The sequence below is a fragment of the Pseudomonas arvensis genome (assembly GCF_056688935.1).
Genome location: NZ_CP162038.1, coordinates 1,259,563 through 1,274,404, shown reverse-complemented (window position 1 = coordinate 1,274,404; position 14,842 = coordinate 1,259,563). Strand labels below are relative to the sequence as shown.

Here is a 14,842-nt window from a genome sequence, read left to right as displayed (position 1 = left end):
AGCGTCATACATCGATAAGGCATACGAAAGGCTATCGGATGCATCCTGCAAAACTTGATAGCGAGTGCCTGCAAGAGTCTTTTCCGGTAGCATTCCCACCAGATTGACCCGCCTGGAATCCCCAATGTCCGACCGCCTGACCCTGCTGCGTCCCGACGACTGGCATATTCATCTTCGCGATGGTGCTGCGTTGCCCCAAACCGTGGCCGATGTAGCGCGCACGTTTGGCCGCGCCATCATCATGCCTAACCTGGTACCACCGGTGCGTAACGCCGCTGAAGCCGATGCCTATCGCCAGCGTATCCTCGCTGCACGACCGGCCGGCAGCCGCTTCGAACCATTGATGGTGCTCTACCTCACCGACCGCACCCAGCCCGAAGAAATTCGCGAGGCCAAGGCCAGCGGTTATGTACACGCCGCCAAGCTGTATCCGGCTGGCGCGACCACCAACTCCGATTCCGGCGTGACCAGCATCGACAAGATCCTGCCCGCCATCGAAGCCATGGCCGAAGTCGGCATGCCGCTGCTGATCCACGGTGAAGTCACCCGTGGCGACGTGGACGTGTTCGATCGCGAGAAGGTCTTCATCGACGAGCACATGCGCCGCGTGGTCGAGTTGTTCCCGACCCTCAAGGTGGTGTTCGAGCACATCACCACGGCCGATGCCGTGCAGTTCGTCACCGAGGCCTCGGCCAACGTCGGCGCAACCATCACCGCGCATCACCTGCTCTATAACCGCAACCATATGCTGGTGGGCGGGATTCGGCCGCACTTCTATTGCCTGCCGATCCTCAAGCGCAATACCCACCAGGTGGCGCTGCTGGATGCCGCGACCAGCGGTAACCCGAAGTTCTTCCTCGGCACTGACTCGGCGCCCCACGCCCAGCACGCCAAGGAAGCCGCGTGTGGCTGTGCCGGTTGCTACACCGCCTATGCCGCCATCGAGCTGTACGCCGAAGCGTTCGAACAACGCAACGCTCTGGATAAACTCGAAGGTTTCGCCAGCCTCAACGGCCCACGTTTCTATGGCCTGCCGGCGAATACCGACCGCATCACCCTGGTCCGGGAAGACTGGACCGCCCCTGCCAGCCTGCCATTTGGCGAGCTGACCGTTATCCCGCTGCGCGCCGGTGAAACACTGCGCTGGCGCCTGCTGGAGGAAAGCAAGTGAGTGAAGACCATTACGATGACGACCAGGAACACGGTGGCGGTGGTTCACGCCACCCGATGGCCGAACGTTTCCGCGGCTACCTGCCTGTCGTTATCGACGTAGAAACCGGCGGCTTCAATTGCGCCACCGATGCGCTGCTGGAAATTGCCGCGACGACCATCGGCATGGATGAACAGGGCTTCGTTTATCCAGAACACACCCATTTCTTCCGCGTCGAGCCGTTTGAAGGTGCCAACATCGAAGCGGCAGCCCTGGAGTTCACCGGGATCAAGCTGGATCACCCCTTGCGCATGGCCGTCAGCGAAGAAGCGGCACTGACCGACATTTTCCGTGGCGTTCGCAAGGCGTTGAAGGCCAATGGCTGCAAGCGTGCGATCCTGGTGGGGCATAACAGCAGCTTCGATCTGGGCTTTCTGAATGCTGCCGTGGCCCGCCTGGACATGAAGCGCAACCCGTTTCATCCGTTCTCCAGCTTCGACACCGCCACCCTGGCTGGCCTGGCTTATGGCCAGACCGTACTGGCCAAGGCGTGCCAGGCCGCCGGTATCGACTTCGACGGTCGCGAAGCCCACTCGGCGCGCTACGACACCGAGAAGACCGCTGATCTGTTCTGCGGCATCGTCAACCGCTGGAAACAAATGGGCGGTTGGGAAGACTTCGGCGACTGAGGCTGACTCGAACGGGCTTTCATGGCTAGGCGGGCTTGTCGTGGTGAGCGGGCTTGCTCGCTCACCACAACTACAGGTCAAAACCCGCACATAAAAAAACCGGCCCTCACAGGCCGGTTTTTTTTCACCGCGAATCTGGCTTACAGCTTGCCAGCGTTCTCGGTCAGGTAAGCCGCAACGCCTTCTGGCGAAGCGTTCATGCCTTTGTCGCCTTTCTTCCAGTTTGCAGGGCAAACTTCGCCGTGCTCTTCGTGGAATTGCAGCGCGTCAACCAGGCGAATCAGCTCTTCCATGTTACGGCCCAGTGGCAGGTCGTTGATGATCTGCGAGCGAACAACGCCCTTGTCGTCGATCAGGAACGCGCCACGGAAGGCAACGCCGCCTTCAGACTCAACGTCGTAGGCCTTGGCGATGTCGTGCTTCATGTCAGCAGCCATGGTGTATTTGACTTTGCCGATGCCGCCATCGTTGATGGCGGTGTTGCGCCAGGCGTTGTGGGTGAAATGGGAGTCGATGGAAACAGCAACCACTTCAACGTTACGCGCCTTGAAATCGTCCATGCGGTGGTCCAGCGCGATCAGCTCCGAAGGGCAGACGAAGGTGAAGTCCAACGGGTAGAAGAACACCAGGCCGTATTTGCCTTTGATGGCTTCAGACAGCTTGAAGCTGTCTACGATTTCGCCATTGCCGAGGACGGCTGGTACGTCGAAATCCGGGGCTTGTTTGCCGACGAGTACGCTCATTGGGTATCTCCTGATGGGGGTGACTTGAAGTAAAAGGATCCCTTCCAGTGTGTCGTGGGTAAACGACAACGCTGTGACGGGATCACGCTTCGTGAAGACCGACCATCATACACGGCTCGGGAAAAAACCGTTCGTCAGCGGGTAATCATTCTGACCAGAGAAAGACAGAATCTACTTTGACAATCATTCTCGTTAACATTAAGATCCATCGCACTTAAGCCTTAACCCGCGACGGTTCTCCCTTATGTATGTGTGCCTGTGTACTGGCGTCACCGACGGACAAATCCGCGAAGCAATCTATGAAGGTTGCTGCAGCTACAAGGAAGTGCGTGAAACCACCGGCGTTGCCAGCCAATGTGGCAAATGTGCTTGCCTCGCCAAGCAAGTGGTTCGGGAAACCCTGACGCAGCTGCAGACAGCCCAGGCCGCGCTCCCGTACTCAGCAGAATTTACACACGCTTAAAACAGCGTGTTTTAAAGAACCGGACTTAGTGTCCGGTTTTTTTATGCCTGTAATTCAATTAGTTAGCGTCAAGACGCGGAACACAAACATTCTTATTCCGATTAATTTTCATTTATTATTCAATAACTTAGGTTTGACACTAGGGTTTTCGCCGCTCAAACTCCGCCCTATATACAGCTATTACAGGGCAGGACCCCAGTCATGAAAGGCGACATCTCAGTCATCCAGCAACTCAACAAAATCCTTGCCAATGAACTGGTCGCGATCAATCAGTACTTCCTGCATGCGCGCATGTATGACGACTGGGGCCTGGAAAAGCTCGGCAAGCGCGAATACAAAGAATCCATCAAGGCGATGAAGGACGCAGACGCGCTGATCAAGCGCATCCTGTTCCTCGAAGGCCTGCCGAACGTGCAGGACCTGGGTAAGCTGAACATCGGCGAGCACACCCAGGAAATGATCGGCAGCGACCTTGGTTTTGAACGTAAGAGCCACAGCGACCTCAAGGCCGCCATCGCTCACTGCGAAGCTCAGGGCGACTTCGGCAGCCGCGAGCTGCTGGAAGATATCCTGGAAGACCAGGAAGAGCACATCGACTGGCTGGAAACCCAACTGGGCCTGATCGACAAGGTCACCCTGGAAAATTACCTGCAATCGCAGATGGGTGAATAACCCGCTCTCGCAGTCGTAAAAAAGCCCCGTTCTCTCACGAGAAGCGGGGCTTTTTATTGCAGGCGAATCAGGCGTCGGTCTTTGCCGCTGCGTCTTTGATCAGCGCCTGCAACGAACCATCAGCTGCCATTTCAGTGATGATATCGCTACCGCCAACCAGCTCACCGGCTACCCACAGTTGCGGGAAGGTCGGCCAGTTGGCGTACTTTGGCAGGTTGGCGCGGATTTCAGGGTTTTGCAGGATATCCACATAAGCGAACTTCTCGCCGCACGCCATCACAGCCTGGGACGCCTTCGCGGAGAAACCGCACTGAGGAGCGTTCGGAGCGCCCTTCATGTAAAGCAGAATGGTGTTGTTGGCAATCTGCTCTTTGATCGTTTCGATGATATCCATGGAACACCTCGGCTGGAACTTTGCGACTCACAGGTCGGCACGGTGGCGCATTGTAACGCAAAATTCCAGCCGGGTGCTCAGGCGGCTGCTACCTGGACCGGAACCCCATTGAGCGCAGCGTTGCCCGATAACTCATCCAACTGCCGTTCGTCGGTCAAATCATTCGCACTCGCCCCCGGTTGCGCACTGGCAATGCTCATCTGCACGCCTGGTCGGCCATGGCCCCAGCCATGGGGCAGGCTGACGACACCGGGCATCATCTCCGGGCTGGCCAGCACTTGCACCTCGATCATGCCGATGCGCGAACTCACGCGCACCCGCTGACCGTCACTCAGTTGCCGGCTGGCCAGATCATCGGGATGCATCAACAATTGATGCCGGGGCTTGCCCTTCACCAAGCGATGATAGTTATGCATCCAAGAGTTATTGCTGCGCACATGCCGACGGCCGATCAGCAGCAGTTCGCCAGGCCCAGGCAGCGGCTGCGCTGCGAAGCGCGCCAGGTCAGCAAGAATCACCGCTGGCGCAGCCTGCACCGTGCCATCTGCAGTTTTCAGTCGCGCAGCGAGATTGGGCTGCAAAGGTCCCAGATCCACACCATGGGGATGATCGGCCAGCATCGCCACCGACAGCTTACGACTGGACCCATCACCGTACGCCCCGGCACGTAGTCCAAAGTCGATCATCTTGGCCGGCGGCATCGTCGGTTTAAGCACCGCCCCCGTCTGCGCCGCAAAGGCCGTGGCCAGGCCGACGAAAATTTCCCAGTCATGCAACGCCCCAGCAGGCTTGGGCAGGATCGCGCGGTTGAAACGGGTGACGTTACGCACCGCAAACATGTTGAAGGTGGTGTCGTAGTGATCGTTTTCCAGCGCGGAGGTGGACGGCAGGATCAGATCGGCATAGCGCGTCGTTTCGTTGATGTAGAGGTCGACGCTGACCATGAACTCCAACCCGTCCAGCGCCTGCTCCAACTGGCGACCATTGGGCGTCGACAGCACCGGATTGCCCGCCACGGTGATGAGTGCGCGGATCTGTCCTTCGCCTTCGGTAAGCATTTCTTCAGCCAGCGCCGACACCGGCAACTCGCCACCGTACTCCGGACGCCCGGAAACCCGGCTCTGCCAGCGGTTGAAATGCCCGCCACCGGTCGACGCCACCAGGTCCACCGCAGGTGAGGTGCACAAAGCGCCGCCGACCCGGTCCAGATTGCCGGTGACCAGGTTGATCAATTGCACCAACCAATGGCACAGCGTGCCAAACGCCTGGGTCGACACGCCCATGCGTCCGTAACACACGGCCTTGTCCGCGGCGGCAAAGTCCCGCGCCAATTGGCGGATCTGCTCGGCGGGCACCGCACACTGGCGGCTCATGGCCTCGGCAGTAAACTCAGCGATCGCACGGCGTACGTCCTCAAGACCTTCCACCGGTAAATGGCTGGTGCGTGTCAGGCCCTCGGTAAACAAGGTGTTGAGCACGCCGAACAACAGCGCCGCATCGCCGCCCGGCCGTACGAACAGATGCTGGTCAGCCATGGCCGCCGTCTCACTGCGCCGAGGGTCAACCACCACGACTTTGCCGCCCCTGGCCTGAATGGCCTTGAGGCGCTTCTCCACATCCGGCACCGTCATGATGCTGCCGTTGGACGCCAGCGGGTTGCCGCCCAGGATCAACATAAAGTCGGTATGGTCGATGTCCGGGATCGGCAGCAGCAGGCCATGGCCGTACATCAGGTGGCTGGTGAGGTGATGGGGCAACTGATCCACCGAGGTCGCGGAAAACCGATTGCGCGTCTTGAGCAAGCCGAGGAAGTAGTTGCTGTGGGTCATCAGCCCATAGTTGTGCACGCTGGGGTTGCCCTGATACACCGCCACCGCATTCTGCCCGTGGCGGGCCTGGATGCCGGCCAGCCGCTCGGCTACAAGCGCAAAGGCCTCGTCCCACGGGATCGGCTGCCATTCGCTGCCCACCCGCAACATGGGCTGGTGGAGGCGATCCGGGTCATTCTGAATATCCTGCAACGCCACTGCCTTGGGGCAGATGTGACCCCGACTGAACGTGTCCAGCGCGTCGCCCTTGATCGAGGTGATCGCCAGGCTGCCGTCTTCGGCTTGGGTGGTTTCCAGGGTCAGGCCACAAATGGCTTCACACAGATGGCAAGCACGGTGGTGGAGAGTCTTGGTCATGGCCAGTCTCTTTATAGGGGCTTTGATCTGACTATGAGCCGCGACCATGACGGGCGCCAGTATCGTTCGTCCCGTGAATCGCCGGCCATCAGGCCAAGCCATGACCAAGCATGAGCAAATGTTACGAAACCCCGCCCACAGCCTCCGAAACCGACTCAGCCTGATCCAAGCCCGCCCCCGCGCATTGCAAAAGGTTGCGACGCCAGTGTACAAATGGCCCGCTGCTGTCAGGAATTCGTCTTCAAAAGCGCTCTCGCGCCCTTCTTGAACACCCCTAAAAACGTAGCCCTATTGGTAAGACGCGACATTTAATGTCAATATCGCGCCTTCCCCTATTTCGTCGCCCCGTGCGGCTTTCGCCGCAGGTCTCGCCCGTTGTCACAATAAACAAGGCTTTGAGTATCTGCGGTCTGTTGCAAAAAGGTAGTTAATGATGAGCGCAAGGCACTTTCTCTCCCTGATGGATTGCACGCCCGAAGAGCTGGTCAGCGTGATCCGTCGAGGCATTGAGCTTAAAGACCTGCGTAACCGCGGCGTACTGTTCGAGCCTTTGAAAAACCGCGTTCTCGGCATGATTTTCGAGAAGTCGTCGACCCGCACCCGTGTGTCCTTTGAAGCCGGCATGATCCAGTTGGGTGGCCAAGCTATCTTTCTGTCCTCGCGCGACACTCAATTGGGCCGTGGCGAACCAGTCGCCGACAGCGCCCGTGTCATGTCGCGCATGCTCGATGCGGTGATGATCCGCACATTTGCCCATAGCACCGTTACCGAATTTTCCGCCAACTCACGGGTTCCGGTGATCAACGGCCTGTCCGATGACCTGCACCCCTGCCAGTTGCTGGCTGACATGCAGACGTTCCTGGAACATCGCGGCTCGATCCAAGGCAAAACCGTGGCCTGGATCGGCGACGGCAACAACATGTGCAACAGCTATATAGAAGCGGCGATTCAGTTCGACTTCCAGCTGCGCATTGCCTGCCCGGAAGGCTACGAGCCGGATGCGCGCTTCCTGGCGCTGGCTGGCGATCGCGTCACCCTCGTGCGCGACCCACGTGAAGCCGTACTCGGCGCGCATCTGGTCAGCACCGACGTCTGGACCTCCATGGGCCAGGAAGACGAAACCGCCAAGCGCCTGGCCCTGTTCGCACCGTTCCAGGTGAACCGCGCGTTGCTCGACCTGGCTGCGCCGGATGTGCTGTTCATGCACTGCCTGCCCGCCCACCGGGGTGAAGAAATCAGCCTCGACCTGCTTGACGATGAGCGTTCGGTCGCCTGGGACCAGGCCGAAAACCGTCTGCACGCCCAGAAGGCCCTGCTCGAATTCCTCGTCCCACCGTCGTACCACCACGCATGAGCCAGCCCCTTCTGCTGAACCTGCGCAATCTGGCATGCGGCTATCAAGATCAACGGGTGGTGCAGAACCTCAATCTGCACCTCAACGCGGGTGATATCGGTTGCCTGCTCGGTTCCTCGGGCTGCGGCAAAACCACCACCTTGCGTGCCATTGCAGGCTTTGAGCCAGTGCACGAAGGCGAAATCAGCCTGGCGGGCGAAGTGATCTCCAGTGCCGGTTTTACCCTGGCACCGGAGAAACGTCGCATCGGTATGGTGTTCCAGGACTACGCGCTGTTTCCCCACCTCAGCGTGGCCGACAACATCGCGTTCGGTATCCGCAAGCATCCGCAAAAGGACCGCGTAGTCGCCGAGCTGCTGGAGCTGGTCAACCTGAAGAACCTGGGCAAGCGCTTCCCCCACGAACTGTCCGGCGGCCAGCAGCAACGTGTCGCCCTCGCCCGCGCCCTCGCCCCGGAGCCGCAACTGCTGCTGCTGGACGAACCCTTCTCCAACCTCGATGGCGAACTGCGGCGCAAGCTCAGCCATGAGGTGCGCGACATCCTCAAGGCACGCGGCACCAGTGCGATCCTGGTCACCCATGATCAGGAAGAAGCCTTCGCCGTCAGCGATCAAGTGGGTGTGTTCAAGGAAGGCCGGCTGGAGCAGTGGGACACGCCCTACAACCTCTACCACGAACCGCAGACACCTTACGTCGCGAGCTTTATCGGCCAGGGTTATTTCATTCGTGGCCAACTGAGCTCGCCCGAATCCGTCAGCACCGAACTGGGTGACCTGCGCGGCAATCGCGCCTACACCTGGCCGACCGGTGGCGCGGTAGATGTGCTGCTGCGCCCGGATGACATCGTCTATGCGCCGGACAGCGCGTTGAAAGCACGGATCGTCGGCAAGACGTTCCTCGGCGCATCGACCTTGTACCGCTTGCAACTGCCGACTGGCGCGCAATTGGAATCGATTTTCCCCAGCCATGCCGATCATCAGGTAGGGGCGGATGTGGGGATTCGCGTGGCGGCTGAACATCTGGTGCTGTTTCAGGCCTCGGGCAGCGTTGCCGCGCAGATCCCTCAAGCCGAATCCGGCGTACGACGCCACAGCCCGACCTGAAAACACAGAGAACACATGTGGGAGGGAGCTTGCCCCCTCCCACATTGGAGTTCACCGGAGCCTGAGATTACTCCCTGCCAATCGGCGCGAACTTGGCCTGGGTGTGTTCAGCCAGCACCTGCGCCGACAGCTCCACCTCCAGCCCCCTTCTCCCCGCACTGACAAAAATCGTTGCAAACGGCTGCGCCGTCACATCGATAAATGTGCGCAGACGCTTCTTCTGCCCCAGCGGGCTGATGCCGCCCAACAGGTAGCCGGTAGAACGCTGGGCCGCAGCCGGGTCGGCCATTTCTACTTTTTTCACCCCCGCCGCCTGCGCCAAGGCTTTCAAGTCCAGACTTCCGACGACCGGCACCACCGCCACCAATAATTCGCCCTTTTCACTGCTGGCCAATAAGGTCTTGAACACCTGCGCCGGGTCTAGGCTCAATTTCTCTGCGGCTTCCAGACCATAGGAAGCGGCCTTGGGATCGTGTTCATAACTGTGGATGCGATGTTCGGCGCGAACTTTTTTCAACAAATCCAATGCGGGGGTCATGACGTCTCCGGCGGTGGCTAACAGATGGCCAATTCTAGGCCAAGCCCACGTAAAACGCTCTAGTGCGCACCTCTCTCCAGCCGATAGTCCATGGAGCAAGCATGATCATTCATCAAACCCATAGTTAGAAAGTGACCGACCGTTCACTTTCGACCTTTGACAGCGGTCATTCTTGTCTATATTTTTTCGCTTACGAACACTGTACGAATGTTCCTACAGCGCTCCAGCAGTAAGCCGTGCCTTGGATGGGGATCCTCGTCACGGTGAAAATCGCGCAACCGTCCGTTGAGGCGGTGCGCCAGACAAGAACAACAATCGAGGTTTTCCATGACAACTGCTCTTCAACAGCCTTCACTTTCGAGCCAATGCATGGCCGAATTCCTGGGGACTGCGCTTCTGATCTTCTTCGGTACAGGATGTGTCGCTGCGCTCAAGGTCGCGGGTGCCAGCTTTGGTCTGTGGGAAATCAGCATTATCTGGGGGATCGGCGTCAGCATGGCGATCTACCTGAGCGCCGGTATTTCCGGGGCTCACCTCAATCCAGCCGTCAGCATCGCCCTGTGCCTTTTCGCCGATTTCGAAAAGCGCAAACTGCCTTTCTATATCCTTGCCCAAGTGGCCGGCGCGTTCTGCTCCGCTGCGCTGGTGTACACGCTCTACAGCAATCTGTTTTTCGATTACGAACAAACCCACCATCTGGTGCGCGGTACGCAGGCCAGCCTGGAATTGGCCTCAGTGTTCTCCACGTATCCACATGCCCTGCTGAGTACTGCACAGGCGTTCCTGGTGGAAATGGTCATCACCGCCATCCTGATGGGCGTGATCATGGCCCTGACCGATGACAACAATGGCTTGCCACGCGGCCCGTTGGCTCCGCTGCTGATCGGCCTGCTGATTGCAGTAATTGGCAGTGCCATGGGGCCGTTGACCGGCTTTGCGATGAACCCGGCGCGGGATTTCGGGCCCAAGCTAATGACCTTTTTCGCGGGTTGGGGTGAAATGGCCTTTACTGGCGGGCGCGATATTCCTTACTTCCTCGTACCCGTTTTCGCGCCGATTGTCGGCGCATGCCTGGGTGCTGCGGCCTATCGCGGGCTGATTGCCCGTCATCTGCCGAGCGCCGCACCTGCTTTAGCTGAAACCCAAGACACCGCCGTCACTGGCGAAACCCGTATTTCCTGATAAGACCGCCTGGTCCCTACTGCCCTTTTAGTGGCCCAGGCTGTTGATCCACTCCCTTATTTCTCGTCCAAGGCAATCGACATGACCGACATTCAGAATAAGAACTACATCATTGCCCTTGATCAGGGCACCACCAGTTCGCGGGCGATCATCTTTGATCGTGACGCTAACGTGGTCTGCACCGCCCAGCGTGAATTCGCTCAGCACTACCCGCAAGCTGGCTGGGTCGAACACGATCCGATGGAAATCTTCGCCACCCAGAGCGCGGTCATGGTCGAAGCCCTGGCCCAGGCTGGTCTGCACCATGACCAGGTCGCCGCCATCGGTATCACTAACCAGCGTGAAACCACCGTGGTGTGGGACAAAATCACCGGCCGCCCGATCTACAACGCCATCGTCTGGCAATGTCGCCGCAGCACCGAGATCTGCCAGCAGCTCAAGCGTGACGGCCACGAACAGTACATCAGCGACACCACCGGCCTGGTCACCGACCCGTACTTCTCCGGCACCAAGCTCAAGTGGATCCTCGATAACGTCGAAGGCAGCCGCGAGCGCGCACGCAACGGCGAGCTGCTGTTCGGCACCGTGGACAGCTGGCTGATCTGGAAATTTACCGGCGGCAAGACCCACGTCACCGATTACACCAACGCGTCACGCACCATGCTCTTCAACATCCACACGTTGGAGTGGGACGCGAAGATGCTGGAGATCCTCGACGTTCCGCGCGAAATGCTGCCGGAAGTGAAATCCTCCTCGGAAATCTATGGCCGCACCAAAAGCGGCATTGCCATTGGCGGTATTGCCGGTGACCAGCAAGCGGCGCTGTTCGGCCAGATGTGCGTGGAAGCCGGCCAGGCCAAGAACACCTACGGCACCGGCTGCTTCCTGCTGATGAACACCGGCGACAAAGCGGTGAAATCCAAGCACGGCATGTTGACCACCATCGCCTGCGGCCCGCGTGGCGAAGTGGCTTACGCCCTGGAAGGCGCGGTCTTCAACGGTGGCTCCACCGTGCAGTGGCTGCGCGATGAACTGAAGATCATCGCCGACGCCACCGACACCGAATACTTCGCCGGCAAGGTCAAGGACAGCAATGGTGTGTATCTGGTCCCAGCCTTCACCGGCCTGGGCGCTCCGTACTGGGACCCCTACGCCCGTGGCGCGCTGTTCGGCCTGACCCGTGGCGTACGCGTGGATCACATTATTCGTGCAGCCCTGGAGTCGATTGCCTACCAGACCCGCGACGTTCTCGACGCCATGCAGCAGGACTCCGGCGAACGCCTCAAAGCCCTGCGTGTGGACGGCGGCGCGGTCGCCAACAACTTCCTGATGCAGTTCCAGGCCGACATCCTCGGTACCCAGGTCGAGCGCCCGCAAATGCGCGAGACCACGGCATTGGGCGCCGCCTACCTGGCAGGCCTGGCCTGTGGTTTCTGGGGCAGCCTGGACGAGTTGCGTGGCAAGGCGGTGATTGAGCGCGAATTCGAACCACAGCTGGATGAAGCGGCCAAAGAGAAACTCTACGCCGGCTGGCAAAAAGCCGTCAGCCGCACCCGCGATTGGGAACCGCACGAAGGCGCCGAATAAGCCAAGCGCCGGTTGTAACTGGTCGGGAGCAGATTCCTGCGTCATCATGGGCCACTTTTGTATGGCAGCCCAAAGGACGCCCCATGAATCTGCCTCCCCGCCAACAACAAATCCTCGAACTGGTCCGCGAACGCGGCTACGTGAGTATCGAGGAAATGGCGCAGTTGTTCGTTGTCACCCCGCAAACCATCCGCCGCGATATCAACCAGCTGGCGGACGCCAATCTGCTGCGCCGCTACCACGGCGGCGCAGCCTATGACTCCAGCGTTGAAAACACCGCGTACGCCATGCGTGCCGACCAGATGCGCGACGAGAAACAGCGCATCGGCGAAGCCATCGCCGCGCAAATCCCCGATCACGCCTCGCTGTTCATCAATATCGGCACCACGACCGAGTCCATCGCCCGTGCGCTGCTCAATCACAACCACCTGAAAATCATCACCAACAACCTCAACGTCGCCACCATGCTCAGCGCCAAGGATGACTTCGACGTGCTGCTGACCGGCGGTAACGTAAGGCGTGACGGCGGCGTGGTGGGCCAGGCCAGCGTGGACTTCATCAACCAGTTCAAGGTCGATTTTGCCTTGGTCGGTATCAGCGGCATTGATGAAGACGGCAGCCTGCTGGATTTCGATTACCAGGAAGTCAGGGTTTCCCAAGCGATCATCGCCAATGCGCGCCAGGTGATCCTGGCGGCCGACTCCAGCAAATTCGGGCGCAACGCCATGATTCGCCTGGGGCCGATCAGCCTGGTGGACTGTTTGGTGACCGACCAGCAGCCGGTGCCGGCGTTGGTGCAGTTGCTCAATGAGCATAAGGTTCGGCTGGAAGTCGTGTAGCGCCTGCAACACCGCCATCGGGGGCAAGCCCCCTCCCACCTTTGAATGTGCACACCGATCAAAATGTGGGAGGGGGCTTGCCCCCGATGGCGATCTATCCGACCCCCCCTCCAGGAATCATGTTCACAATTCTTCCTTTCCCTACCCTTTGATGAGTTTTTTCAATCAAAGTCGGGTGGCTGTGCCCGCGTTTATCAGCTACCATTTTCGCAAATGAACATTAATGTTCGAATTCAAAGACGAAAAAATCGCGAGGCCAGCCGATGAACCCTTCCACCTTGCCTGCCCCACCGCTTGCCGAAATCTATGACGTTGCCGTGATCGGCGGCGGGATCAACGGCGTCGGCATAGCAGCGGACGCAGCCGGTCGCGGTTTGTCGGTGTTCCTTTGCGAAAAGGACGACCTGGCCAGCCACACCTCCTCCGCCAGCAGCAAGCTGATCCACGGTGGCCTGCGCTACCTGGAGCATTACGAATTCCGCTTGGTGCGTGAAGCGCTGGCCGAACGTGAAGTGCTGCTGGCCAAGGCCCCGCACATCGTCAAGCAGATGCGCTTTGTATTGCCGCACCGCCCGCATCTGCGCCCGGCGTGGATGATCCGCGCAGGCCTGTTCCTGTACGACCACCTGGGCAAGCGTGAAAAGCTCGCCGGCTCCAAAAGCCTCAAGTTCGGCGCCGACAGCCCGTTGAAAAGCGAGATCACCAAGGGTTTCGAGTATTCCGACTGCTGGGTCGATGACGCCCGCCTGGTCGTACTCAACGCCATGGCCGCCCGTGAAAAAGGCGCGCACATCCACACCCAGACCCGTTGCATCAGCGCACACCGCAGCAACGGCATGTGGGACATGAACATGGAACGCGCCGATGGCAGCCTCTTCTCGATCCGCGCCCGCGCGCTGGTGAATGCCGCTGGCCCGTGGGTCGCCAAATTCATCAAGGACGACCTGAAGCTGGATTCGCCCTACGGCATCCGCCTGATCCAGGGCAGCCACCTGATCGTGCCGAAACTGTACGAGGGCGCCCACGCGCACATCCTGCAGAACGAAGACCAACGCATCGTTTTTACCATTCCGTACCTGAACCACCTGACCATCATCGGCACCACTGACCGCGAATACACCGGCGACCCGGCGAAAGTGGCGATCACCGAAGGTGAAACCGACTACATGCTCAAGGTGGTCAACGCACACTTCAAGAAGCAACTGAGCCGCGATGACATCGTCCACACCTACTCAGGCGTACGCCCGCTGTGCAACGACGAGTCGGATAACCCATCGGCCATCACCCGCGACTACACCTTGTCACTGTCTGGTGGTTCGGGCGAGGCGCCGATCCTATCGGTGTTTGGCGGCAAGCTGACCACCTATCGCAAGCTTGCCGAGTCGGCGATGGCGCAATTGGCCCCGTACTTCACCCAGATGCGCCCGAGCTGGACCGCCAAGGCCAGCCTGCCGGGCGGCGAACACATGACCACGCCAGAAGCGCTGGCCGAAGCGATTCGCAGCAAATTCGACTGGGTGCCAAGCGAAATCGCACGCCGCTGGTCCACCACCTACGGCAGCCGCAGCTGGCGCCTGCTGGAGGGCGTGCAATCGCTGGCCGACCTCGGCGACCACCTGGGTGGCGGCCTGTATACCCGCGAAGTCGACTACCTGTGTGCTGAAGAATGGGTGACCCAACCGCAGGACGTGCTGTGGCGCCGCACCAAGCTTGGCCTGTTCACCACCCCGCAAGAGCAGGACAACCTGCAACGCTATCTGTCCCAGGTTGAGCAGAACCGCAGCAAGATCCAGGCGGCCTGACAGACGCATCGTACAAAAGCCCCTGCGCCGTGAGGCCCAGGGGCTTTTTTATGTTGGCCAGATCATTCGGTTTTCCGAACGCGACACCCCGGCCTAGTCGGTTTGCCGGATTAAACAGTTACATATTTACCGTCACACAA

At 59.6% G+C, this 14,842-nt stretch carries 14 protein-coding genes; 10 read left to right on the top strand and 4 right to left on the bottom strand.

Annotation, left to right across the window (positions count from 1 at the left end; genetic code table 11):
- The first annotated feature begins 124 nt into the window (after positions 1–124).
- Together pyrC and rnt are read left to right on the top strand one after the other, a co-directional pair.
- Positions 125–1,171, top strand: coding sequence for a dihydroorotase (pyrC, locus tag AB3G88_RS05745; RefSeq protein WP_099583487.1), 1,047 nt, complete (start codon positions 125–127; stop codon positions 1,169–1,171).
- Positions 1,168–1,839, top strand: coding sequence for a ribonuclease T (gene rnt / locus AB3G88_RS05740; RefSeq protein WP_032891788.1), 672 nt, complete (start codon positions 1,168–1,170; stop codon positions 1,837–1,839). The genes pyrC and rnt overlap by 4 nt, the downstream gene beginning before the upstream one ends.
- Positions 1,840–1,979: 140 nt before the next feature.
- Here the strand turns inward: rnt and AB3G88_RS05735 are convergent, their stop codons facing one another.
- Positions 1,980–2,582 (bottom strand): peroxiredoxin, encoded by a 603-nt coding sequence (locus AB3G88_RS05735; protein ID WP_003172097.1) that lies wholly within the window; start codon positions 2,580–2,582, stop codon positions 1,980–1,982.
- Between the two features lie 244 nt (positions 2,583–2,826).
- Between AB3G88_RS05735 and AB3G88_RS05730 the strand changes: the two genes are divergently transcribed.
- Positions 2,827–3,045, top strand: coding sequence for a bacterioferritin-associated ferredoxin (locus AB3G88_RS05730; protein WP_010564137.1), 219 nt, complete (start codon positions 2,827–2,829; stop codon positions 3,043–3,045).
- 201 nt (positions 3,046–3,246) lie between these two features.
- Positions 3,247–3,717, top strand: a complete 471-nt coding sequence (gene bfr, locus AB3G88_RS05725) for a bacterioferritin (RefSeq protein ID WP_017526353.1) — start codon at positions 3,247–3,249, stop codon at positions 3,715–3,717.
- A gap of 67 nt (positions 3,718–3,784) precedes the next feature.
- Here the strand turns inward: bfr and grxD are convergent, their stop codons facing one another.
- On the bottom strand, positions 3,785–4,111 hold the full coding sequence (gene grxD, locus AB3G88_RS05720) for a Grx4 family monothiol glutaredoxin (RefSeq protein ID WP_099583488.1): 327 nt from the start codon (positions 4,109–4,111) through the stop codon (positions 3,785–3,787).
- Between the two features lie 77 nt (positions 4,112–4,188).
- Positions 4,189–6,297, bottom strand: coding sequence for a molybdopterin oxidoreductase family protein (locus AB3G88_RS05715; protein WP_480453464.1), 2,109 nt, complete (start codon positions 6,295–6,297; stop codon positions 4,189–4,191).
- A 433-nt stretch (positions 6,298–6,730) separates the two neighbouring features.
- Between AB3G88_RS05715 and argF the strand changes: the two genes are divergently transcribed.
- Both argF and AB3G88_RS05705 read left to right on the top strand, forming a co-directional pair.
- Positions 6,731–7,651 (top strand): ornithine carbamoyltransferase, encoded by a 921-nt coding sequence (gene argF, locus AB3G88_RS05710; RefSeq protein ID WP_099583490.1) that lies wholly within the window; start codon positions 6,731–6,733, stop codon positions 7,649–7,651.
- The gene (locus tag AB3G88_RS05705; protein WP_099583491.1) at positions 7,648–8,754 is read left to right on the top strand and encodes an ABC transporter ATP-binding protein; all 1,107 of its coding nucleotides are present in this window, start codon (positions 7,648–7,650) and stop codon (positions 8,752–8,754) included. The genes argF and AB3G88_RS05705 overlap by 4 nt, the downstream gene beginning before the upstream one ends.
- Before the next feature lie 67 nt (positions 8,755–8,821).
- Here AB3G88_RS05705 and ybaK read toward each other — a convergent pair whose 3' ends face one another.
- Positions 8,822–9,292 carry a Cys-tRNA(Pro) deacylase gene (ybaK, locus tag AB3G88_RS05700; protein WP_112193748.1) on the bottom strand — a complete coding sequence of 157 codons (471 nt, stop codon included), beginning with the start codon at positions 9,290–9,292 and terminating at the stop codon, positions 8,822–8,824.
- Positions 9,293–9,619: 327 nt separating this feature from the next.
- Between ybaK and AB3G88_RS05695 the strand changes: the two genes are divergently transcribed.
- The 4 genes from AB3G88_RS05695 (at position 9,620) to glpD (ending at position 14,702) form a co-directional block, all read left to right on the top strand.
- On the top strand, positions 9,620–10,474 hold the full coding sequence (locus tag AB3G88_RS05695) for an MIP/aquaporin family protein (RefSeq protein WP_480453463.1): 855 nt from the start codon (positions 9,620–9,622) through the stop codon (positions 10,472–10,474).
- An 81-nt stretch (positions 10,475–10,555) separates the two neighbouring features.
- Positions 10,556–12,061, top strand: a complete 1,506-nt coding sequence (glpK, locus tag AB3G88_RS05690; RefSeq protein ID WP_017137034.1) for a glycerol kinase GlpK — start codon at positions 10,556–10,558, stop codon at positions 12,059–12,061.
- A gap of 83 nt (positions 12,062–12,144) precedes the next feature.
- Positions 12,145–12,900: a DeoR/GlpR family transcriptional regulator gene (locus AB3G88_RS05685; RefSeq protein ID WP_017526345.1), complete on the top strand. Its 756-nt coding sequence runs from the start codon at positions 12,145–12,147 to the stop codon at positions 12,898–12,900.
- Positions 12,901–13,163: 263 nt separating this feature from the next.
- A complete protein-coding gene (glpD, locus tag AB3G88_RS05680; RefSeq protein ID WP_112193744.1) occupies positions 13,164–14,702 on the top strand; it encodes a glycerol-3-phosphate dehydrogenase in 1,539 nt (512 codons plus the stop codon).
- The last annotated feature ends 140 nt before the right edge of the window (positions 14,703–14,842 follow it).

Excerpts from the sequence above, each read along its gene's own strand:
- pyrC (WP_099583487.1), top strand. The coding sequence starts at position 125 with ATGTCCGACCGCCTGACCCTGCTGCGTCCCGACGACTGGCATATTCAT.
- AB3G88_RS05735 (WP_003172097.1), bottom strand. The coding sequence starts at position 2,582 with ATGAGCGTACTCGTCGGCAAACAAGCCCCGGATTTCGACGTACCAGCC.
- AB3G88_RS05730 (WP_010564137.1), top strand. The coding sequence starts at position 2,827 with ATGTATGTGTGCCTGTGTACTGGCGTCACCGACGGACAAATCCGCGAA.
- bfr (WP_017526353.1), top strand. The coding sequence starts at position 3,247 with ATGAAAGGCGACATCTCAGTCATCCAGCAACTCAACAAAATCCTTGCC.
- grxD (WP_099583488.1), bottom strand. The coding sequence starts at position 4,111 with ATGGATATCATCGAAACGATCAAAGAGCAGATTGCCAACAACACCATT.
- AB3G88_RS05715 (WP_480453464.1), bottom strand. The coding sequence starts at position 6,297 with ATGACCAAGACTCTCCACCACCGTGCTTGCCATCTGTGTGAAGCCATT.
- argF (WP_099583490.1), top strand. The coding sequence starts at position 6,731 with ATGAGCGCAAGGCACTTTCTCTCCCTGATGGATTGCACGCCCGAAGAG.
- AB3G88_RS05705 (WP_099583491.1), top strand. The coding sequence starts at position 7,648 with ATGAGCCAGCCCCTTCTGCTGAACCTGCGCAATCTGGCATGCGGCTAT.
- ybaK (WP_112193748.1), bottom strand. The coding sequence starts at position 9,292 with ATGACCCCCGCATTGGATTTGTTGAAAAAAGTTCGCGCCGAACATCGC.
- AB3G88_RS05695 (WP_480453463.1), top strand. The coding sequence starts at position 9,620 with ATGACAACTGCTCTTCAACAGCCTTCACTTTCGAGCCAATGCATGGCC.
- glpK (WP_017137034.1), top strand. The coding sequence starts at position 10,556 with ATGACCGACATTCAGAATAAGAACTACATCATTGCCCTTGATCAGGGC.
- AB3G88_RS05685 (WP_017526345.1), top strand. The coding sequence starts at position 12,145 with ATGAATCTGCCTCCCCGCCAACAACAAATCCTCGAACTGGTCCGCGAA.
- glpD (WP_112193744.1), top strand. The coding sequence starts at position 13,164 with ATGAACCCTTCCACCTTGCCTGCCCCACCGCTTGCCGAAATCTATGAC.